This is a genomic window from Clostridium sp. AM46-21 (assembly GCF_003480025.1).
In the GTDB taxonomy this organism is placed as follows: Bacteria; Bacillota; Clostridia; order Lachnospirales; family Lachnospiraceae; genus Coprococcus; species Coprococcus ammoniilyticus.
On record NZ_QUIB01000016.1, the window covers coordinates 23,488 to 45,934 of the forward strand.

Genomic DNA, 22,447 nt, shown 5'->3' on the forward strand with positions numbered 1-22,447 from the left:
GCGTTTTCTTTTAATAAAACTCCAGTCGGTGTTCCACCAGCTCATCTCCTTCATAGACCAGCCGCAGAGTGAAGAAACGTTGTTCATCTTCTAATAAAAGTTTTAAAAATATGGCATCTCCTGTCCAGGTCGGAAGAGATGGCACGATGCTTTTATCTACCCATTTCAGTTCTCCTTCATTGCAGGCGGTTAAGCTTCCGGTAAAGCCATCTGCTGTAAACAGACACATCAGCTCCGGCTCACAGACATCACTGATAAATGTGATCAGGCCACGGAACTGATAAGATGTCAGTGTCAGTCCTGTTTCTTCTTTTACTTCCCGAAGCAGGCAGTCTTCCGGTCCTTCTGTTCCTTCCGCATGTCCGCCGACTCCGATCCATTTATTCTTATTAATATCTTTCTCCTTCTTTGTACGATGAAGCATCAGATATTTTCCGTCTTTCTCTATATAACATAATGTTGTCATTTTCATAGTAAGTGACATAGTCTTTCATCTCCTGTTATTTGTCATATTTACCCATATGCGCTCATTATACCTTCCCCCCGGACAAATGCAACCGATAATTCAAATACAGTTGCCATATTGAAATTATCGCTTTTCCGGTGCTATAATAAGGAGCGACAGGTTGTAAACCTGTCCGATCACAATATGTGAAGCAATTACAAAACATCGACAGTTTTGCAATTACCTATATATAACTTTATACGGAGGTATGAATATAATGAGTAAAATTGATGAAGTCAGAAGCGAAATGATGGCCGCTATGAAGGCACATGATAAAGAGAGAAAGGACGCATTATCCGCACTCCTTACAGCCCTGAAAAATAAATTTATAGACAAACGTGCTGATCTGACAGAGGAAGAAGAAAACGAAGTTGTATTAAGAGAAATCAAGCTCGCAAAGGAAACAATCGATACAACACCTGCTGATCGTACCGATATCATAGATGAATGCAAGGCAAGAATCACCGTATTCGAAGAATTCGCACCAAAGATGATGGATGAAGCAGAGATCACTGCTACGATCAAAGAAGTTCTTGCAGGTCTTGGTATCGATGCTCCAACAGCCAAAGACAAGGGTAAGATCATGAAAGAGTTGATGCCTAAGGTTAAAGGCAAAGCTGACGGAAAACTGGTCAACCAGATCCTTACATCTATGATGGCATAAGCATACAAAGCCACCACACGATAACAGAAAAACTCCATGCCCGGTGTCTATATCTTTATTTCGCAGACACTTTCGTTCGATCCGGAACGTAACGGTACTAAACTCATCACCTGTTGGTAATTCGTTAAGAACCGACGTTCCGAACAGGTCTGCTTCATAAAATATATAGACGTCCGGCATGGAGTTTTTAGTTTATATCTCAGCTTTCATGTCCTGACCCTTTGATCCACGACATAAGTTCATCAAGTTTAATCGGCTTGCTGTAGAGATAGCCCTGGAATGCATCACAGCCAAGTTTTTTCAGTTCATCTCTCTGAGCTTCATTCTCTACATATTCAGCAATAATCTTGAATTTCAAAGATCTGCCCAGATAGACGATTGATGCAATGATATCACGATTCGTTTCATTATGAATAACGTCTCTCGTCAGAGATCCATCCAGCTTTACAATGTTAAAATACTTCGTCTGCAAATAAACCAGCGACGTATGTCCCATACCAAAATCATCGATCAGGAATCTGTGACCTTTCGCCTTCAATGCTTCAATCTTTTTCGTTATATCAATGGACGAAGAAAGTGCATCCTGCTCCGTGATCTCAAGTCCGAACTGTACATTTGGAAACTGGTATTTCTGTACAACATTTTCGATACATGCTTCAATGCCATCCCATTCCAGAGATTCATTTGTAAGATTGACCGACATCTTGAAATCATCCGGTACGATATCCCTTACCTGTGCCAGTGCCGCACCTGCCGTATCAAAGATAAATTTCTCTAACGTACTAAGTACCTTCTTTTCCTTGGCAAGCTGTATGATCAACGGAGGATAGATAAATCCAAATTCCGGATGCTCCCAACGGATCAACGCTTCTGCACCAATGCACATGCCATCACGGTTCACCTGTGGCTGATACACTAAGAACAATTCTTTCCGTCTGATTGCTTCAACAAGTTCATCTGCCAGGATACGGGCCATATGTCCGATCTCATCTTCACGCTTTGTATATGGTGAGATGGAATTGTTCTGCTCCTCGCGCTGCATCTCCTCCACCAGTCTTTTGACATCACGTTTCAGACGCAGTTCCCGCTGTTCTTCATACATACGAATAAATGGTTTATAAATACACACACCAATTGCCAGACACAGGATCTGCAAAACTGCTCCTGCCCAGGAACCGGTAGCCTGATACCCACTCAGAATAACAGGCGTCGTCCAATCAACTTCACGTATCACATGCGGAACAAGTCCAAAGAACATTGCCGCATAAGTGACCAGATAATTCACCATCGGTACAAGCATAAATGGGATCAGTAGAATAGGATTCAAAATCACAGGAACTCCAAATAAGACAATTTCACTGATATTGAAGACCAAACTCGGTGCTGCCATATATGCAAGATTCCGAACACCCTTCTTTTTCGCAAACAACAGGATCGCAATCACCAGACACAAAACGGCTCCCACTCCTCCCAGAAGTACAAATACATCCTGCATTGTCTTGCTGAAAATTCCGGCTGTTATATCAGAAAAATTCTGCTTGATCACTGTGTCTAACATATTGTGTCCATGAATTCCAAAGAACCATAACGCATGTGTCAGAAAAATAATGACCACTCCTGCTCCCAGTCCATTCTGTAATGGCTTTAACAGGTAATCAAAAAAGCGTTCAACCAATTCCTGAAAACCGCTTACTCCAAATAATACCTGTAACAAAATTCGAAAAAACGCAAAAAATCCAATAATGACAACCGCCGGAGCAATTCCCTCGATTGCTTCAATATAGATACCGTCCGTATTCGTACGCTGATTTTTCACCTTGAAGAAACGACTGCTCTTCATTGTGTAATAGATCTTACCGGAAATAAGCGCAACAAACAGTGCCGTAAATGCATGCATATTGCTTAACGAATGAATGGAAAAATCATCGTACTGGATTCCGAAATACCCTACCAGAGCAGCCAGTGTGATAATTACTAAAATGATAATATTTCCTGTACCTTCATAGATTTCCTGCTTTCTCCGTTTCATAATGGCATAACTGGCCGTTGTTGTTACTGCCAGAAAAACAGCAAAGAACTCATTAACACTGGCATATACAAAATTCAGAATTTCCAGTACATGTCCACCACACAATTTCGCTATAAACGTCTGATATGCAGGAATCGGTAGATTGATCAACATCGCCGCCAGGTACCCGACTACAAGAAGCGGGATCATCATGATCATACCCTGTCGGATCGCACCCAGCGCGCAGCTGCTGTCAAGCCGGTCTGCCATACGCATGATCATTTTTTTAAATTTGCTCATCTTTTGTTTTAGTGCAATAATCTGGGAGTTAATTATCACACGTTCCTTTCTCTACTCTCTCACCAGATGTAGTTTTTCTGCAAGCTTCAGGATCAGGGTTCCCTTTGGCATAGCAAGGATTTCTTCCTTCGTATATCCACCGACTGCCAGAATAGCTGCTGCATAGAAAATAACTGCAAGCAGGATTGCCAGAACAACACTGACTGAATTCATATGGATCAGGTGGTAGAAGATCTGATAACTACCCCATGCAACGATTCCCATAAATATCGATGCAACAGCAGGAGCAAGATAAATCTTCTTCACATTAAGCTTTGTAGACATATATTTGGATACAGATATATGGTTAAAGATACATGCCAGTAATGAATACAGGATCGTAGCCGCTACCAGACCGAACAGCTTCGCATCTGTAAATTTCAAAATAGCAGCAAGAAATACTAAATGGATCAACAATGCAAGTGTCGCATTCTTCACCGGCTCCATAACCTTTCCGATTCCCTGCAAGATACTGTTTGTAAGTGTTGATAATGAATAAAATACCACAGATATGCAGCCGGCAGTCAATGCCTTAAATACCAGCGGATCCGCGCCACGGAACAACAGTGTGATGATCGGTTCTGATAGCACACCGATTCCGACTGCACATGGTATCGTCACCATCATCGTGATACTCATGGACTGATTGTATACATGATTCGTTTCCGCTTTATCCCCCTTGGTAAATGCTCCCGAAATATTTGGTATCAGGGTTGTTCCAACCGCAGATGCGATCGATACCGGAAGATTGATCAGCACCATATACTGACCGGAAAAAATACCGTACAAATTTGCAGATTCAACACGATCTACATTTTTACTGTTTAAGACATTGTAGAAAATCTTCATATCTACGGTGGTCGTAATATTATACACAAATGCAGCAATAATGATCGGTGTTACGATCATTACGATCTGCCGGAATAACTTTCCATATGATTCTACATTCGACGAAACATCAGACTCTACTGTCTCCATGATTTCTTTTCTTCTTCCTGCATATGCGATCAGAATATAAATAATTCCACAGAGAACACCTGCCCCTGTTCCCATTGCACTGCCTGCTGCACCATATTTTGCATGTTCAGAGGTTCCCGGTACAAATGGTCTGGACATCAGATAAGCAGCCAGAACGCTGACAACTGCATTTGCAATCTGCTCTATAATCTGTGATATGGAGGTCGGAATCATCGTTTTATATGCCTGAAGATAGCCTCTGTAGATAGCAAGAAAGCCCGACAGAAATATTGTCGGTGCGAGGATCTGTAAGCTTAAAATCGCATTTGGCTGTTCCTTCACCAAAGCCGGTGCAAATGCAAATGTCAGGACAGCCGCCACCAATCCGACAGATACTACATAGATAAAAGCACATTTAAATACCCGTCTCGCATTTCTGTATTCTCCCAGGGCCAGCTTCCCTGAAATGATCTTAGAAACCGCTGTTGGAATGCTGTACGTAGCGATCATCAATATCATGGAATATATTGCATACGCTGTACCATAATATCCATTTCCCTCATCTCCGATAATCTGAAATAACGGTGACCGGTATAAGAGACCGATCACTCGGGATAATATACCTGCACCTGCCAGCACTGCCGCCTGAAAAGCAAAATTTGTTCTTATACCGGACGGCTTCTTTATTTTCTTCTTTTCATTATCATTCTGCATGATTGTTTCTCCTGATTATTTTGTAACTGACTACAAGACGATCAGCTACCATTCTATCTGGTTGCACATATTTCCGGCGTCTGCTATACTAACATCGGAAATGACACACGTTTCCAATACCCTATATATATACCAGTTTTTTATACTTATTACAAATAAAATATGTAAAAGATTTTCATAAAAGGAGGTTTTCCACCTATGGCTAATCCAAATATTCCAAAAGATCCTGTTATGCTCCTCAGCTTTATTAATATGAAGCTTCGTGATTTTTATCCAAGTCTGGATGAATTATGTACGGATCTGGATCTGAATGTAAATGATGTTTCCGAAAAACTGGCATCTGCCGGTTTTAACTACGATGGAAAATTAAATCGATTTATCTGATAAAATGCTTCTAATTCAAAGAAAACAACTATTTTATCCTATTGCAAAAGGAACGCCGGCAAATCTCTAACCGGGTATTTACCCCACAGAAATCTGCCGGCTTATTCTATCACATAAAGCTACACTATATGTGCCCTGTCATTTCTGAATATGCCACGTTTCCTACATTTGATCATCTTTGTCGTCATCACTGCTCTGTTTTTCCGCTTCATGCTTCGTTGCAGCCAACTGATCATCTGCTTTCTCTGCATGCATCACTTTCTCAATCTGCTGATAAAGCTTCTTCGCATGCCTCTTTGCTTCGCGCTCTGCCTTTGCGGCTGCTTTTTCCTCCGGAGTTTTTTTATGAAAACGGATATCCTCCTCTTCCTCTGTCAGATAGACTGGCTTTCCGGTTTCTTCATCGATCCGTTTGATCCGCTCAAATTCCGAGGACACCGATACCATATGCTTCTTTTCCAGCTTGTCGGTACATGTCTTATTGATATACATGTAGATACATGCAAATACCGGAACACCCAGTAACATTCCGTAGAATCCGAAGATACCACCGCCTACGATAACCGCGGTCAGAACCCAGAAGCTGGAAAGTCCCGTTACATCACCAAGGATCTTTGGTCCTAAAATATTTCCATCAAACTGCTGAATACACAGGATCATGATAAGCAATATGATACTCTTGATTGGATCTGCGATCAGAACAATAAACACACATGGGATCGCACCGATGATCGGACCAAAAAACGGAATTACATTTGTCACACCAATGATAACACTGATCAGCAATGCATATGGCATATCTACGATCGTTGTCAAAATAAATGTTATAATCCCGATTATGATCGAATCCACGATCTTACCATTGATAAACTGACTGAATATCTTATTTACACTTGCAAGTCCATCCAGAATGATATTCGCGTTTTTCAGTTTAAACAGTGCATAGACGATTTTCTTGCCTCTGGAAGCCAAATATTCCTTATTCGCCATCACATAGATAGATGCTACAATACCGATCAGGAAATTATAAATGAACTTCAATCCGCCCACAACACCGGAGCTGATATTCAATACAATCTTATCCAGATTCGGAACAACATCTGTATTTACCCATTTCTGTAAGCGGTCATATACAGTGTTTACGACATTCATTACCATTTCTTCGGATTCGCCAAGGTTCTTGAATTTATCATAAATGGTATTGATCGCCTTCATGATATTATTATAGTAATTATCCATATTGGATATAAGAAGATTGATACTGTCGATGACCTGTGGCACTACCATCCAGATCAAACCCGTGAGCAGACCAAGGAACAAAATGATCGTTATAATGATTGATATGGCTCTTGATACATGAAACAGTTTTTTCTTGTCTTTGATCACCCGATCCTGTAAGATCGTATGACACAAGCGATCAAAAAAGATAAGCACCGGATTCAACAAAAAAGCGATCACAAAACCAATTATAATCGGTGCTGCCGCCCCGGTTATCGTATCCAGTACCTTCCGAAAGCCTGTCCACTCCTCCAATATCTTATTAAATACAAGCGCTGCTGCAATTACCAGAAATATGATCGTTCCCGCCTTAAACAGCCGTCTTTTTTTTTCATTTCCCAATTTTGTCTGATAACCTTTCCCTTTCCGCATTCAAAACCCAACATCGGATATGTCGTTTCATTCCATTCCTGTAACAACACATCAATGGATTTATTCTTACATATAATTATAAACAACCTGAAAAAATTATATACTGTTTCAAAAAGTCAGGCAATAGCATTTCCTATTTTTAATAGATTTAAAATAGATTTAACCATGACTTTACCAAATCCGGAATCGTTCAAAAAATGAACCTTAAATAACCCTATATTTTTGAAAAAAGCATTGTCGATATTTTAGTTACATAGTAAAATGGTGACATGTTTAAGGGTTCTTAACAAACCACAAAACTTATTTTGCCTAAGACCGGGGAGGCATAAAGGAGGTGTTCTTATGGAAAATGAATTAATCTGTCAATTAATTATCTGGTCCATTATCTTTATGGTCTGTATAATTATCGAAATCATTACTCTCGGACTTACAACCATCTGGTTCGCGGGAGGAGCTTTGGTATCTGCGATCTCTGTATTCTTTGGTACATCACTGATCATCCAGATATTGATCTTTGCAGTTATTTCATTAGTTCTTCTGTTTACTACAAGGCCTGTGGCTTTAAAACATTTCAAATTATCCGATATGGAAAAAACAAATGTCGAAAGTCTGGTCGGCAAACAGGTGATCGTATCTGAAACCATTGATAATCTAAAAGCCACCGGACAGGTAAAAGTAAATGGTCTCGAATGGACCGCACGTGCTGCTGATGAAACTGATATTATTCCCCAGGGAACCGAAGTCACGATCAATGAGGTTTCCGGCGTAAAACTTATTGTCAGCAGAATATAATTTATTTAATTTGACAGATACTATATCTGTCGCCACTTAAAGGAGGTACTTATTATGGATTCACCACTCACATGGCTGGTAATTATCTTAGTATTCATTGCTATCATTATTATCTGCAGCACAATCAAGATCGTCCCACAGGCACATGCTTACGTTATCGAACGTCTGGGAACCTACTGCGGTACATGGTCCGTAGGTCTTCATATGAAGATGCCTGTTATCGACAAGATCGCACGTCGTGTTACCTTAAAGGAACAGGTTGTAGACTTCGCTCCACAGCCGGTTATCACAAAAGACAATGTTACAATGAGAATCGATACTGTCGTTTTCTTCCAGATCACAGATCCAAAGCTTTTCTGCTACGGTGTTGAAAATCCAATCATGGCAATCGAAAACCTGACAGCCACTACTCTCCGTAACATCATCGGTGATCTCGAACTTGACCAGACACTGACATCCAGAGAGACAATCAACACAAAGATGCGTGCTACCCTGGACGAAGCAACGGATCCTTGGGGCATCAAAGTAAACCGTGTTGAGTTAAAGAATATTATCCCACCTGCAGCAATTCAGGATGCCATGGAAAAACAGATGAAGGCAGAACGTGAAAGACGTGAACAAATCCTGAAAGCCGAAGGTGAAAAGAAATCTGCAATCCTTATTGCAGAAGGTAATAAACAGTCTGTTATCCTGGAAGCCGAAGCTGAGAAGCAGTCACAGATCCTTCGTGCAGAAGCTAAGAAGGAAGCAACAATCCGTGAAGCTGAAGGTCAGGCACAGGCTATCCTCGCTGTACAGCAGGCAAATGCAGACAGTATTCGTCTCTTAAATGAATCTGCCCCATCGAATCAGGTTCTTACGATCAAGAGTCTGGAAGCTTTCGCAAAGGCTGCTGACGGCAAGTCAACCAAGATCATCATTCCATCTGATATTCAGGGTGTTGCAGGACTTGCAACTTCATTATCAGAGTTAGTGAAAACAGAGAAATAAGCTTGAACTGATTCATTGCTAATTACAAAAATGCAGTTCATCCGTAATTATAAAAATTATCTGTTAATATTAAAAACAGCCACTGTCAGAATCGAGCCATTATTGGGTAACCATTCTGATAGTGGCAGTTTTTATTTTATCTGTTATCCTTACAATTACTCCATGCTTTCATCCGCCCAGCTCTTTATCATTGCTATCTCTCTTGCATATCCGGCATCATCATTTGGTGTTTCTAAGATAAACGGTCTGCCTGCAAGCAATGGATGCGTTACGATCCGTTTTAATGCTTCTGCTCCGATCTCACCCTCTCCGATCTTCTGATGTCGGTCTTTGTGTGAATCTCTCACATTCATGCTGTCATTTAGATGAACAGCTTTTAAACGGTCAAGTCCGATGATCTGATCAAACGTGTGAAGTACACCATCCAGATCTTCCACAAGATCATAACCACCATCCCATGTATGACAGGTATCAAAGCATACCCCGATCTTATCCTTGCAGTCAACAAGCTCTATGATACGTTCCAGTTCTTTAAAATTTCTTCCGACTTCCGAGCCTTTGCCTGCCATTGTTTCAAGTAATACGACTGTACTCTGAGTCGGTTTGATCGCATGATTTAATGCGTCAGCAATTACCGGTATGGCTTCTTCTGCCCCCTGACCAACATGTGCACCCGGATGGAAATTATAATAATTTCCCGGAAGATACTCCATCCGCTCCATATCATCCTTTAGGATATTCCATGAGAACTCCCGAATATCCGGTTTTGCTGCACAGACATTCATCGTATATGGTGCATGTGCGATCAGTTTTCCAAAATGATGCTCCTCCATCAGGGAACGTAACCGTTCCGCATCTGCCGGATCGATTTCTTTCGCCTTTCCGCCCCGTGGATTTCTTGTAAAAAATGCAAATGTATTTGCACCAAGTTTTAATGCCGCCTTTCCCATCGCCTCAAAGCCTTTGGAGGACGACAGGTGATTTCCTATATATATCATGTTGTTTCTCCTATATTGTACTTAACAAAAAGCGGATCACTCCGGCTTTTTTGTATCTATATCATTTTCTGATTCTTAATTGTTCTTATAGTAGTTGATCAGGCAACCATCCATAATGATCTGTCTCTCATCATCGGTCAGGCTTCCAAGCTTCAGATCTAATTCCTTGAAGTCTTTATTTACAACATATGCCTTGATGATCTCGTCCTTATTCTGAACAGCCTCACGGATACCCGGAATGAATACATAATCATCATTGTCAAATGCGAAATCTTCCTCCATGATGAATGGAAGCATACCCCAGTTGATCAGGTTGGATCTGTAACGCTTTGTTGCATATTCCTTAGCAATATTTGCCCAGCCGCCAAGTACCTTCTGGCAGGAAGCAGCCTGCTCTCTGGCAGAACCGTCACCCGGCTTTACAGCAAAGATCGTACTGCCGTAACCGGTATTGGAACCTGTGACCTCACGATCTGCAAATTTTGCTTTGATTTCTTTCATCATAGGCTTCATGGATTCATCTGCCTTGCAGAAGCATCCAAGTTCTTCTCTCTTCTTCTCAACTGCCTGAATTGCCTTTGCACGGCCTACATATTCAGGATCTTTTCTGGATAAAGTGAACTCAGCAAGTCCCAGCGGATTTGAACGATAGGAAGATGTCTCACCAGATGGAATAAGTTCATCTGTAGTTGTTACAGGATCGTTAATAACAGATGCAACCTTTAATAACAGGTTGTCTGTCAGTGCGATCATCTCCGGCCAGTCTTTGATATTCGGACCAAACTTGATCTCAACAGATGGATCAGCCTTGCCGACACCATTGTAAACTCGTCTGTCATAAATGCTCTTATCGAAGAAATATTTCTGTCCCTTGTATTCAACATCCAGATCTGTAGCTGCTGTAAGGTATCCCTTGTTAGCTGCTGTCGCTGCGATCGATCGTGCATCCATAAGTGCAACGGATGAGATCTGACCATTCTGGATCTTGGAGCCTTCACGGTTCGGGAAGTTTCTGGTTGAATGACGGATTGATAATGCATTATTTGCAGGTGTATCTCCGGCACCAAAGCAAGGACCGCAGAATGCTGTCTTAACGATCGTACCTGTCTCGATCAGGTCAGCCAGTACACCGTTCTTTGCAAGCTCCATATAGATAGGAGTTGATGCAGGGTATACAGATAATGTAAATTCATCTGCACCGATGCTTCTTCCACGGATGATATCCGCTGCCTGACAGATGTTCTCGAATCCACCACCGGCACATCCGGCAATGATTCCCTGTTCTACATATAACTTGCCATCACGGACTTTATCCTTTAATGTGAAGTCAACCTTACCGTCCAGACTAACCAGTGCGCGCTTCTCGCAGTCGTCTAAGATGTCCATCAGGTTTGCATTTAATTCTTCAATTGTATATGTATTGCTTGGATGGAATGGCATAGCGATCATTGGTTTTACCTTTGACAGATCCACATATACAACGCCATCATAGTAAGCAACTGGGCCCGGATTCATTTCCTTGTATGCTTCCGGTCTATAGTGTGTATCATACCACTCCTTGATCTTCTCATCTGTCTTCCAGATAGAGGACAGGCAGGTTGTCTCGGTTGTCATTACATCGATACCGATACGGAAATCAGCAGATAATTTATCAACACCAGGTCCTACGAACTCCATTACCTTATTCTTAACATAACCACACTGGAAGGTTGCACCGATGATCGCAAGAGCAACGTCCTGAGGACCTACTCCCTTTGCAACTTCTCCGTCCAGATAGATTGCTACTACACCGGGCTTAGCTACATCGTAAGTTCTGCATAAGAGCTGCTTTGCAAGCTCTCCGCCGCCTTCGCCGATCGCCATTGTACCGAGCGCACCATAACGGGTATGGCTGTCAGAACCAAGGATCATTGCACCACATTCTGCAAGCATTTCTCTTGCGACTGATGGATAACAGCCTGATGAGGCGGAACATAGACACCACCGAATTTCTTTGCGCAGGAAAGGCCAAACATGTGATCATCCTCATTGATCGTACCACCAACTGCACATAAGGAGTTATGACAGTTTGTAAGGACATAAGGAATCGGGAATTCTTTCAGTCCTGAAGCTCTTGCTGTCTGGATGATACCTACAAATGTTATATCATGAGAGGTCATCTTATCGAATTTAATCTTAAGATTGTCCATATTGTCAGATGTGTTGTGCTTCTCCAGGATACCGTATGCCATAGTATTCTTTGCAGCTTCTTCCTTGGATGGAGCTGTACCTAACTTCTGTGTAAGGATCGCATTTGCATCGGCATTGTCTTCTACAAGCTCTGTGCCATTTAAAAGATAAGCACCATTGTCAAATAATTTAATCATTCTATTTCCTCCTGATTTGTTGGTGATTCTTTTTCTCATTTTGTCAATCGCTGTTTATTTTAACACAAATCGCATAGTTGTGAACAACTATGCCGATGAAAGTTTTCATTATTATATTTTTAATCATCCTGCTTCAACCGGAACCCCGAATGAGCACCACTGCTTTTATTCTGTGAAGCACTTTCAGAAAGATCCGCAGTCTGAGGTTGTTCATGATTCATGATAGTCTCATCTACGTTCTCTGCCATCTGTGTTGTATATGGTGCTGTCTGATAGTCCGTGACCGCATTTTCATTCGCCGGAACGGTCGCTTCATCTGTAAATGCACCTGTAACCACCTGCATTCTCTTATGGAGTTCTTCCATTCTCTGCGCTTCCTCCTGTGCTTCCAGACGGGCTTTCTCTAACTTCTTCCGTTTCATCTTCCGGTCAAGCAGCCAGATATATAATGCAAACCCTGCTGCGATCACTCCGATGATCGACCAGATCATGATCGCATTATAATTCGGGAACATTCTATAATATTCCGCTGCCGTCTTTCCTGTCACATCCATAGAAACTTCTGCATCGGAACCGCCATGATCATGTCCCTGCCAGTCCGCATCAGATTTAAGGAAATAATCATATCCGACATTCTGTCCACCAAGATCATCCCATGTCAGATCGATATTATACCAGTGTCCATCCACCTGAACCCGATTCCACAGATGCTCGGATTCCAGTCCATAACCGTATTCACAGGTAACAGGGACTCCGGCCTTTTTCATAATGATATAAAATGCCAGCGCATATCCGTTACATGCCGAATCTCCTCTGTACAGAGTATTACATGCACCACCGGATGAGCGGTTATATTCATTATGTAAGATAATATAATCATGTACCGCTTTCACTTTCTCGTAATCTGACAGCCCCTTTATCTTCCCCGAAATCTGACCGGAACGGATAAATACAAGAAAGCTTTTTAACCGGCTCATATGACTGATCCTTACCGCTACCTTTTCTCCACCTGAATCCGGCGTATATACATAAGAAAATGCATAGAATTCTCCACCTGCATACATATTCTTTTCCATCAGCTTGTCAAGGACCGACTGATAATCCATATACGGTTCCCCTGTTGTCTTTAGCGTAACCGTATTCTTATACCTTGAAGCGGCTGTTGCTACTGCATCATTGATCTCTTCGTATGTTGACAGTCTTCCTGTCGATACCGGCAGCATCTTTAAAACGACACAGTAAACAATAAACAACAGAATGATTCCCTCAATTACGATCTTTACTTTTTTCCCCTTTGACATTTTTCTCTCCTCTTTTTTTACATTCTTGGTGCGATTCATTATACCTCATTTTTCATTATGACGAAATTCTGTTATCTGCACTTTTCCGTCTTTTATTCGTTCAAATTTCTTCTCTTATTTACAAAAAATTTTTATTTACTTCTTATTTATACATGATATAATAAAAAAGTCTACGTTTTATTAAGAATTTTTTTCAATAAACCTTCTATTTGTCTGAAATAATAGGGGAAATCATTTCTATATTCATTCTGACATATCGATGCGTTTATAGTCACAAGGAGAGATTAAAAAGTGAAAGATACGATTGAGATCAGATGGCATGGCCGGGGCGGCCAGGGTGCCAAAACTGCTGCTCTGCTGCTTGCAGACGTAGCTTTTAAAACAGGAAAATACGTTCAGGGTTTTCCGGAATATGGTCCGGAGCGAATGGGTGCGCCGATCACTGCTTATAACAGAATCAGCAGCGATCCGATCCGCGTTCATTCCAATATCTACACCCCACAGTATGTTGTTGTCGTTGACGAGTCCCTCTTGGAATCCGTGGATGTAACCGCCGGATTAAAAGAAGATGGTGCGATCGTCATTAACACCCCAAAGACACCGGATGAGGTTCGTCCTCATTTAAATGGCTACAAAGGAAAAGTTTATACATTAGATGCCCGGGAGATCTCGATGCAGACACTCGGCAGGAACTTCCCGAATTCTCCTATGCTTGCTGCTATCGTTGCAGTCAGCGGTATCATGGAGCAGGATGATTTCCTTGCAGATATGAGACTTTCCTATCAGCACAAATTTGCAAAGAAGCCTGAGGTTATCGATGGAAATATGAAAGCCCTTGAGCTTGCATTTAAGGAGGTAACCAAGTAATGAGAACAGATATCAGCAGAATACATGAAAAAAGTAAATATACAGAAATCACACCCGGTAACCATGTGTACGGCGGTGGTACTTCCAAAGCATTTAACACAGGTGAATGGAGAACTGCTACTCCCGTCATAGATGAGAGCAAATGTGTACACTGTCTGTTATGTGCACCGGTCTGTCCGGACAGCTGCATCCCGGTCGTAGGCGGCAAACGCCTTGACTTCGATCTGAACCACTGCAAGGGCTGCGGTATCTGTGCTTATCAGTGTAAGTTTGGTGCTATTACGATGAAGGAGGGCAAATAAATGGGTATCAGAGAACGTTTATCAGGAAATGAAGCGGTGTCTTATGCGATCAAGCAGATCAACCCGGATGTCATGCCGGCATTCCCGATCACCCCTTCTACAGAGATTCCACAGTTTGTTTCTACATATATTTCAAACGGTGAGATCGATACAGAGTTTATTCCGGTCGAGAGTGAGCACAGTGCTATGAGTGCTGCGATCGGTGCAAGTGCTGCCGGTTGCCGTGTCTTAACAGCAACCTCTTCCTGCGGTATGGCGCTGATGTGGGAGGAGCTCTATGTTGCAGCTTCCAATCGTCTGCCGATTGCACTGGCTCTTGTAAACAGAGCTTTATCCGGCCCGATCAATATCAACTGCGACCACTCAGACAGTATGGGTGCAAGAGATACCGGATGGATCCAGATCTATGCAGAGAATAATCAGGAAGCTTATGATAATTTCGTACAGGCTTACCGGATCGCAGAACACAAGGATGTCCGTCTTCCGATCATGATCTGTCAGGATGGTTTCATCACCAGCCACGCAGTTGAGAATATCGAACTGTTAGAGGATGACAAGGTAAAAGCATTTGTCGGTGAATACAATCCGGAACAGTACCTGTTGAATCCAAAGATGCCTATGGCAGTCGGTCCATATGCAACTTCTCCATTCTATATGGAATCCAAAATGAATCAGAACGAAGGTATGAAGAATGCCAAGCAGGTGATCCTGGATGTTGCGAATGATTTCGCAAAGATCTCCGGCAGACAGTACGGCTTCTTTGAGGAATATAAATTAGAAGATGCTGATTATGCGATCGTTATGATCGGTTCCGCAGCAGGAACGACAAAAGAAGCAATCGATGCATTGCGCGCACAGGGCAAGAAGGTCGGCTTATTAAAGCTCCGTGTCTTCCGTCCATTCCCCGGTGAAGAAATTGCAAAGGCGCTGACTCATACAAAAGCAGTTGCGATCTTAGACCGTTCCGAAGGCTTCCGTGCAGGCGGCGGTCCTTTATCCGCTGAGATCAAGGAGCACCTGTATGATATCGGAGCTTCTACAAAGGCTGTCAGCTATATCTACGGTCTTGGTGGCAGAGATTATACAACAGTGGAAGCAACCGATGTATTTAACCAGTTAGAGGAAATGATCGAGCAGGGCAAGACCATTCCACAGTATCAGTATATTGGACTTAGAAAGTAAGGAGGTAAGACAAAATGGCATATAATTTTAAAGAAGTAATGAACAAGCCTGAGCGTCTTGCTCCGGGTCATAGAATGTGTGCAGGCTGTGGCGGTACGATCGCAGTTCGTAATGTACTCCGTGCCCTTCATGAGGGTGACAAAGCAGTTATCGGTAACGCTACCGGATGTCTGGAGGTTTCCACCTTCATGTATCCATATACTGCTTATGAAGACAGTTACATTCATAACGCATTTGAAAATGCAGGCGCTACCCTTTCCGGTGTAGAAACTGCTTATCATGTATTAAAGAAAAAGGGTAAATTAGATGAAACATATAAATTCATAACATTTGGCGGTGACGGCGGTACTTACGATATCGGTCTTCAGTCTTTATCCGGTGCTATGGAGCGTGGTCATGACATGGTATATGTCTGCTACGATAACGGTGCTTACATGAATACCGGTATCCAGCGTTCTTCTGCTACTCCGATGTATGCAGATACAACTACCACTCCTGTCGGTTCCCAGTCAAATGGTAAGATGCAGAACCGTAAGGATCTGGCACAGGTTATGGCAGCTCATGATATCCCTTATGTCGGTCAGACTACTCTGCTTGGTAATATGCGTGATATCTATGAGAAATCCGAAAAAGCCATCTACACACCGGGTGCTGCTTTCTTAAATGTTATGGCTCCTTGTCCTCGTGGCTGGCGTTATCCTACCGAACAGATCATGGATATCTGTAAGCTGGCGGTTGAGACCTGCTACTGGCCTTTATTTGAAGTCATCGAAGGCAAATGGATCTTAAGCTATTCTCCTAAGAAGAAGCTTCCGATCGAGGACTTCTTACGGACACAGGGTCGTTTCAAGCATTTGTTCAAGCCTGAAAATGAGCATTTACTCGTTCAGTATCAGGAGGAAGTGGATCGCCGTTGGGAGGATCTGCTGTTCCGCTGTTCGAAGAACTAATCACACATACGAAAATAAATCAGTCCTTGGGGTTATAATATACCCCAAGGGCTGATTTATTTTCTGCCTGTCTCACTATTCCATACCTATGAAAAGTTCGTCGCATATAGCGACTCACTAAGAACCGACGCTCCCAAAGGCTTGCTTTATAAATAGTAAAACACACCATAGCGGGGATTCTGTTTTTTATTAGTCGATAACTTCTTCAGCTCCACAGCTACAAACTCTCTTGTGTAAAGTAATAGTACCAACAACCCACTTTTTCTGCATTTTACAGCTGTATCCGTTCCCGCCTTTTCCAACTGATATAGCCATACATATCATTGATAAAGAAGATACCGAAATTCACAACGACCGGGATATAGGCAGGATTCTTCATGGATGCCAGCACCCATAAAATGATCAGCACGATATCATTTGCCGCATACCATACTGCATAATACGAGGAACGGAGCATCGTAAGTGCTGCTGCCAGAAAACTGGTTATGATCGATATGGTGCTGAATATAATATTCGGGGTATCGAATACAACTAAAATATAATAAAATACTGCCGTTACGATCGCGCCGGATATAATAAGCCCTATGATGTGCTTCCGGTTCAGCTTCTGGATCTTTACGACATTTCCGTTTCCGCCGGAAGGATTCTGGAGCCATGTGATCGTAGACCAGATCGCCATAGGCATTGTCATGCCAAGATATGTAATCATCTCGCCCCAGTAATGGAACCGGTAGGAAATGATCCCATAAAGGATGCTGAATATCACCATCAGGATCTGTGCCCATACATTTCCCTTTGCTGCAAAGATCAGCGAAGTTACACCCACTAATGCAGCTACCAGAGTCAGCAGATCAAAATCTGTTGTCAGCAAGTTCGATACGCATACGATACAAATAGATCCTAACCAGATGATCCATTCCTTCTTTGTTAATTCTTTTATTGGATTGTTCATGTTTTCTTTCTCCTGTGCCGCTATTCTAATATATAATCATAATTTCCGCAAGAATCCGCAAAAAAATACCCCATGGCGATCATCGGTTCTCAAAATTCTGAGTACCGATGATCTGTCATGAGGTATCTTCATTATGTATCAGCTTACAGCTTTGTTACATTTGCAGCCTGAGGTCCTTTTTCTCCCTCAATTACTTCGAACTCAACTTTATCGCCTTCCTCCAATACTTTGAAACCAGACATATTTAAAGCTGAGAAATGTACAAAAATGTCATCACCATTCTCATCGCTGATAAATCCATATCCCTTTTTTGCATTAAACCATTTTACTGTACCTGTTTTCATTTGAATTTCCTCCTAAAACTTAATACCTGGAAAACTAAAGAGGCACAGAGCTTCTCGCTCTGTGCCTCTTTGCACTTCTCCTGTATTATATTGCTTGGATTATCTTTTTGCAAGTGTTTTTTATAAATTTCTTTTTCATTGACCAAATCTTACATCCGGCATATCCTTCTCGTGCTCGCCGATCATCTTCTCCATCCAGATCATATCGTACCATTCACCAAACTTATAGCCGCTGTTATGAAAACGCCCAACCAGCGTAAAGCCCATTTTTTTATGGAATCTGTAACTGTCATCCGTCAGATGTCCGCTCTCTGCTGCCGGACTTGCGATACAGGCATTCATGTTCAGGATTCCCATTTCCTTCAGTAGTTTTTCCAGATTCTCATATAGGGCTTTGCCAAGCCCCAGCTGCCTGCAGTCTTTTCGGATATATATCGTTGTTTCCACTGACCAGTCATATGCCTTTCTGTCTTTGAAACCTGCTGCATATGCATAGCCTGCGATTTTCCCATCCACGACTGCCTTTATGTATGGATACTTTGCTGAGATCTGCTCGATCCTGTTCCTGAATTCATCTACAGACGGTACTTCATATTCAAATGATATTGCTGTTTCTTCTACATAGGGTGCATAGATTGTGAGAAGCTCCTCCGCATCCGCTGTACTTACTTTTTCTATCTTCATGTCTTCTCCTTATGCCTACAAAAAATGCTGAACCGCACAAGTACGATCCAGCATTTTTTATTATTTCTTAGTAGTCTTCTTTGAAACTGCCGCTTTTGTCTGTGCAGGCTTTGTCTTACTTACTGTTTCTTTTGTCTTTGTCGCAGCCGTCTTCTTCTCCGGCTCCTTTTTTACAACTTCCGTCGTCTCTACATCCTTCTTTTCCGTTGCAGTTTTCTTCGCAGCCGCTTTCTTCTCAGCCGCGCGTTTTGCTGCTGCCGCTTTCTTTTCTGCCTCTTTCTTCTTCAGAATATCCTCCGGTGTTACATCGGTGTAATCATATTCCAGAACAACAGTAGAAAGTGGCGGTACTGTTACACTGATCGAATAAGGCATACGTTCTGTCTTCTTATCGATAGCCTTGATCTTACCACTGTTTAATCTTCCTGCTCCGCCAAATTGTACGTCGTCGGAATTCAGGACTTCTTTATATGTTGTGAAGCAAGGTGCTCCAACTTCATAATTATCATATTCAACCGGCACGAAATTGCAGATAAATAACAACTGCTTACTCGGTGTAGAACCTCGACGGATAAATGAAACCACACCCTTATCCGGATGGTCACAGTCGATCCACTCAAAGCCCATCACATCGCTGTCATTTGCATATAACGCATCATTCGCATTGTACAGATTATTTAACGCTTTTACCCAACGCTGTACACCCTGATTCAACGGATTGTCAAGGACAAACCAGTCAAGACTTCTTGCCTCGCTCCACTCGCGCGGCTGTGCAAATTCCTGACCCATGAATAACAGCTTTTTGCCCGGATGGCCATACATATAACCATATGCCAGACGAAGATTTGCAAATTTCTGAGGTTCGCTTCCCGGCATCTTATTGATCATTGAACATTTCAGATGTACGACCTCATCATGTGAAATGACAAGAACATAATTCTCTGCATATGTATAGGATAAGCTGAAGGTCAGCTTGTTATGGTTAAAGCTTCTGAAATATGGATCCATCTTCATATACTCGAGGAAGTCATTCATCCATCCCATATTCCATTTGAACAGGAAGCCAAGTCCGTTCATGGATGCCGGAGCAGTCACACCGGCCCATGCAGTTGATTCCTCTGCGATCAGGAATGCTCCCGGATTCTTTTCTTCCATAACTGCATTAATATTCTGCAGTAGCTTAATTGCATCCAGATTCTCATTGCCGCCATTTTCATTTGGAAGCCACTGTCCATCCTGCTTACCATAGTCCAAATATAACATGGATGCAACAGCATCTACCCGTAACGCATCGATATGGAACTTCTCTACCCAGAAAAGTGCATTTGCGATCAGGAAGTTTGCAACCTCTGCTCTGCCATAATCAAAAATATAAGTACCCCAATCCGGATGCTCGCCCCTTCTTGGATCCGGATGCTCATAGAGCGGCATACCATCAAATCTGCCAAGTCCGTGTGCATCCTTCGGGAAATGTGCAGGTACCCAGTCTAAGATGATACCGATTCCCTTACTATGTAAATAGTCAATAAAATACATGAAATCTTCCGGCGATCCGTATCTGGATGTCGGTGCATAATAATTCGTTACCTGATAGCCCCAGGAACCATCAAACGGATACTCTGCGATACCCATGATCTCCACATGTGTATAGCCCATATCCTTTACATAATCCGCAACCATCGGAGCTAACTCTCTATAACTGAAGAAGCCGCTGTCATCGTCTTCAACTTTCTTTCTCCATGAACCGAGATGCATCTCATAGATGGTCATCGGCATCTTCATGCGATCTGTTCTGCTGTAGGTTTTTCTCTTATTTATCCATGCAATATCCTTCCACTTGTAGGTCGTCAGATCTGCAACAACCGAACCATTGTCCGGACGCATCTGTGCCTGATTTCCGTATGGATCACTCTTATATAAGATCTCATCATAACGGGTCAAAATCTGGTATTTGTATACTGCGCCGGAAAGCACATTTGGAATAAACAGCTCATAGATTCCACCGTTTGGTCGAAGCTGCATCGGATGTAAATTACCATCCCACATATTGAAATCACCGACAACGCTGACTCTCCGCGCGTCCGGAGCCCATACTGCAAAATAGGTTCCCTTTACGCCATCGATCGTCATCGGATGTGCTCCAAATTTATTATAGATCTCGTAGTGCTTGCCTTCTGCAAATAAATAAGAATCAAAATCTGAAATCTGGCTGTCAAATGCATATGGATCTGCTGTCGTAACAGTCGTTCCATCCTCATAAGTTGTCACCAGATTGTATTTTGTTCCGCTAAATTCCTTCTTAGGGAAAAAGATCGCATAAAATCCCTCATCCGTTACCTTCTCCATCGTATGAACTTTTTTACCTGTTCTGGATGTAACCTTCACTTCCACCGCATGTGGACGATAGGCTGTGATGATCTGTCCTTCCCCATATTCATGAATACCCAGCAGATGCTTTGGTGCATTCAGTTTACCTGCGATCAGTTCATCATACAGTACCCAGTTGATCCAATCGTTGATTCTCTTGTTCATATAACCCTCCTGAATATATTAGAATTTGTGTGGCTGTGTCTTTCGCCAGCTTATCAGTCGTACTATGATCGTAATAACAAGTCCGGCAAGTATCACTCCTGTATAGATCAGGAACATCCGAAGTCCCAGATTATCCGGGATCAGCGCGATCAGTCTGTCATCCCCTGAGAAAAATACATCATACCTGCCTTTAAATACCATCTCACGAACGCCATAGAAAATGCCGCTTCCGGATACCGCGAGCAGGATCAGTGATACTATTCCGATCACACTTGCTGCAACGCCGCCCCATACGACACACTCATACATTCGTCTTTTCTTTACTGCCAGAAATCCTATGATAAGCAGGATCACCGACAGGAACATCATTCGTTTCGCCTCATCCTTCACCTTCTTCAACTGTCTAAGCTGCGTCAGGTTATAGTCGCAAAGCTTCACATTTCCCTTATCAAAATCAACATTATTTCCGGTTTCCTTCAGTCCATCCGCAATGATGCTGTACTCCAGCCACGCCTCGAACTCCGTCAGAGCAGTTTCCGAACCATCTGCTCCATCTGTCTCAAATGTTCGTCCGGTCATCTCTGATGTGTACTCTGCCTCACTGATATTCACTCCCTGGAATGAGATAAACACCGCAGACGACACGATCAGCATTACAACTGCGATCGCAAGGATCACCTGAAAAAATCTATATTTAAACATGATTATCTATCCTGATTTCTATTCTAAAGTCTTATTTGACACATCAAATAAATTATATCGTTCTTATTACGCACATTAATTATTTTACCATTTTAATTGACTTGTGTAAAGAAAACATACTGCTTTCTTCATTATATATTTCTGCCACATACTGTCTTAGCTCTTAAATTATATTTTGTTAAACATATTACTTTGATCCGTAAAGACTTGGCAGATAAGATAATTGCAGCATGCTAATATTTTAAATGTTCCGATACAAAACAT

General features: G+C 42.2%; 19 protein-coding genes and 1 pseudogene. 8 read left to right on the top strand and 12 right to left on the bottom strand.

Features of this window, described 5'->3' with window-relative positions; genetic code table 11:
• Positions 1–10 precede the first annotated feature (10 nt).
• Positions 11–472, bottom strand: coding sequence for an 8-oxo-dGTP diphosphatase (locus DW959_RS11190; RefSeq protein WP_117785708.1), 462 nt, complete (start codon positions 470–472; stop codon positions 11–13).
• A 250-nt stretch (positions 473–722) separates the two neighbouring features.
• On the opposite strand from DW959_RS11190, the gene DW959_RS11195 reads away from it, so the two are divergent.
• Positions 723–1,169, top strand: coding sequence for a GatB/YqeY domain-containing protein (locus DW959_RS11195; protein ID WP_021944919.1), 447 nt, complete (start codon positions 723–725; stop codon positions 1,167–1,169).
• Positions 1,170–1,368: 199 nt separating this feature from the next.
• Here DW959_RS11195 and DW959_RS11200 read toward each other — a convergent pair whose 3' ends face one another.
• Both DW959_RS11200 and DW959_RS11205 read right to left on the bottom strand, forming a co-directional pair.
• Entirely contained in the window at positions 1,369–3,477 is a 2,109-nt protein-coding gene (locus DW959_RS11200; RefSeq protein ID WP_147340232.1) for an EAL domain-containing protein, read from the bottom strand.
• 51 nt (positions 3,478–3,528) lie between these two features.
• On the bottom strand, positions 3,529–5,187 hold the full coding sequence (locus tag DW959_RS11205; RefSeq protein WP_117822078.1) for a polysaccharide biosynthesis protein: 1,659 nt from the start codon (positions 5,185–5,187) through the stop codon (positions 3,529–3,531).
• Between the two features lie 198 nt (positions 5,188–5,385).
• Here DW959_RS11205 and DW959_RS11210 point away from each other — a divergent pair, with 198 nt between their 5' ends.
• Positions 5,386–5,571 (top strand): DUF4250 domain-containing protein, encoded by a 186-nt coding sequence (locus DW959_RS11210; RefSeq protein WP_021944922.1) that lies wholly within the window; start codon positions 5,386–5,388, stop codon positions 5,569–5,571.
• Between the two features lie 162 nt (positions 5,572–5,733).
• On the opposite strand, the gene DW959_RS11215 is transcribed toward DW959_RS11210, so the two are convergent.
• Entirely contained in the window at positions 5,734–7,191 is a 1,458-nt protein-coding gene (locus DW959_RS11215; protein ID WP_242997290.1) for an AI-2E family transporter, read from the bottom strand.
• 372 nt (positions 7,192–7,563) lie between these two features.
• Here DW959_RS11215 and DW959_RS11220 point away from each other — a divergent pair, with 372 nt between their 5' ends.
• Entirely contained in the window at positions 7,564–8,013 is a 450-nt protein-coding gene (locus DW959_RS11220) for an NfeD family protein (protein WP_117822080.1), read from the top strand.
• A gap of 54 nt (positions 8,014–8,067) precedes the next feature.
• The gene (locus DW959_RS11225; protein WP_117822081.1) at positions 8,068–9,003 is read left to right on the top strand and encodes a stomatin-like protein; all 936 of its coding nucleotides are present in this window, start codon (positions 8,068–8,070) and stop codon (positions 9,001–9,003) included.
• A gap of 155 nt (positions 9,004–9,158) precedes the next feature.
• Here the strand turns inward: DW959_RS11225 and DW959_RS11230 are convergent, their stop codons facing one another.
• The 3 genes and pseudogenes from DW959_RS11230 to DW959_RS11240 all read right to left on the bottom strand — a co-directional run bounded on the left by DW959_RS11230 (position 9,159) and on the right by DW959_RS11240 (position 13,668).
• Positions 9,159–10,001 carry a deoxyribonuclease IV gene (locus tag DW959_RS11230; protein ID WP_117822082.1) on the bottom strand — a complete coding sequence of 281 codons (843 nt, stop codon included), beginning with the start codon at positions 9,999–10,001 and terminating at the stop codon, positions 9,159–9,161.
• Between the two features lie 75 nt (positions 10,002–10,076).
• Positions 10,077–12,367, bottom strand: a pseudogene (locus DW959_RS11235) (hydratase).
• 119 nt (positions 12,368–12,486) lie between these two features.
• Positions 12,487–13,668, bottom strand: coding sequence for a transglutaminase domain-containing protein (locus tag DW959_RS11240; protein ID WP_181983869.1), 1,182 nt, complete (start codon positions 13,666–13,668; stop codon positions 12,487–12,489).
• Positions 13,669–13,959: 291 nt separating this feature from the next.
• On the opposite strand from DW959_RS11240, the gene DW959_RS11245 reads away from it, so the two are divergent.
• From DW959_RS11245 to DW959_RS11260, 4 genes are read left to right on the top strand one after another with little or no spacing between them, the layout of a single operon-like run.
• Positions 13,960–14,535, top strand: coding sequence for a 2-oxoacid:acceptor oxidoreductase family protein (locus DW959_RS11245; protein ID WP_008402650.1), 576 nt, complete (start codon positions 13,960–13,962; stop codon positions 14,533–14,535).
• Complete coding sequence (locus DW959_RS11250; RefSeq protein WP_008402652.1) at positions 14,535–14,837, top strand: 4Fe-4S binding protein; 303 nt, start codon at positions 14,535–14,537, stop codon at positions 14,835–14,837. The genes DW959_RS11245 and DW959_RS11250 overlap by 1 nt, the downstream gene beginning before the upstream one ends.
• Positions 14,838–16,019 carry a pyruvate ferredoxin oxidoreductase gene (gene porA / locus DW959_RS11255; RefSeq protein ID WP_117822085.1) on the top strand — a complete coding sequence of 394 codons (1,182 nt, stop codon included), beginning with the start codon at positions 14,838–14,840 and terminating at the stop codon, positions 16,017–16,019.
• Positions 16,020–16,033: 14 nt separating this feature from the next.
• Entirely contained in the window at positions 16,034–16,969 is a 936-nt protein-coding gene (locus DW959_RS11260) for a thiamine pyrophosphate-dependent enzyme (protein ID WP_008402654.1), read from the top strand.
• Positions 16,970–17,240: 271 nt separating this feature from the next.
• Here the strand turns inward: DW959_RS11260 and pnuC are convergent, their stop codons facing one another.
• From pnuC to DW959_RS11285, 5 genes are all read right to left on the bottom strand, one after another.
• Complete coding sequence (pnuC, locus tag DW959_RS11265; protein WP_021944930.1) at positions 17,241–17,921, bottom strand: nicotinamide riboside transporter PnuC; 681 nt, start codon at positions 17,919–17,921, stop codon at positions 17,241–17,243.
• A 143-nt stretch (positions 17,922–18,064) separates the two neighbouring features.
• Positions 18,065–18,265 carry a cold-shock protein gene (locus DW959_RS11270; protein WP_008402657.1) on the bottom strand — a complete coding sequence of 67 codons (201 nt, stop codon included), beginning with the start codon at positions 18,263–18,265 and terminating at the stop codon, positions 18,065–18,067.
• A gap of 135 nt (positions 18,266–18,400) precedes the next feature.
• A complete protein-coding gene (locus tag DW959_RS11275) occupies positions 18,401–18,949 on the bottom strand; it encodes a GNAT family N-acetyltransferase (protein ID WP_117822086.1) in 549 nt (182 codons plus the stop codon).
• 60 nt (positions 18,950–19,009) lie between these two features.
• The gene (gene glgB, locus DW959_RS11280) at positions 19,010–21,481 is read right to left on the bottom strand and encodes a 1,4-alpha-glucan branching protein GlgB (RefSeq protein WP_117822087.1); all 2,472 of its coding nucleotides are present in this window, start codon (positions 21,479–21,481) and stop codon (positions 19,010–19,012) included.
• An 18-nt stretch (positions 21,482–21,499) separates the two neighbouring features.
• Entirely contained in the window at positions 21,500–22,183 is a 684-nt protein-coding gene (locus tag DW959_RS11285; protein WP_021944933.1) for a hypothetical protein, read from the bottom strand.
• Between the last annotated feature and the right edge of the window lie 264 nt (positions 22,184–22,447).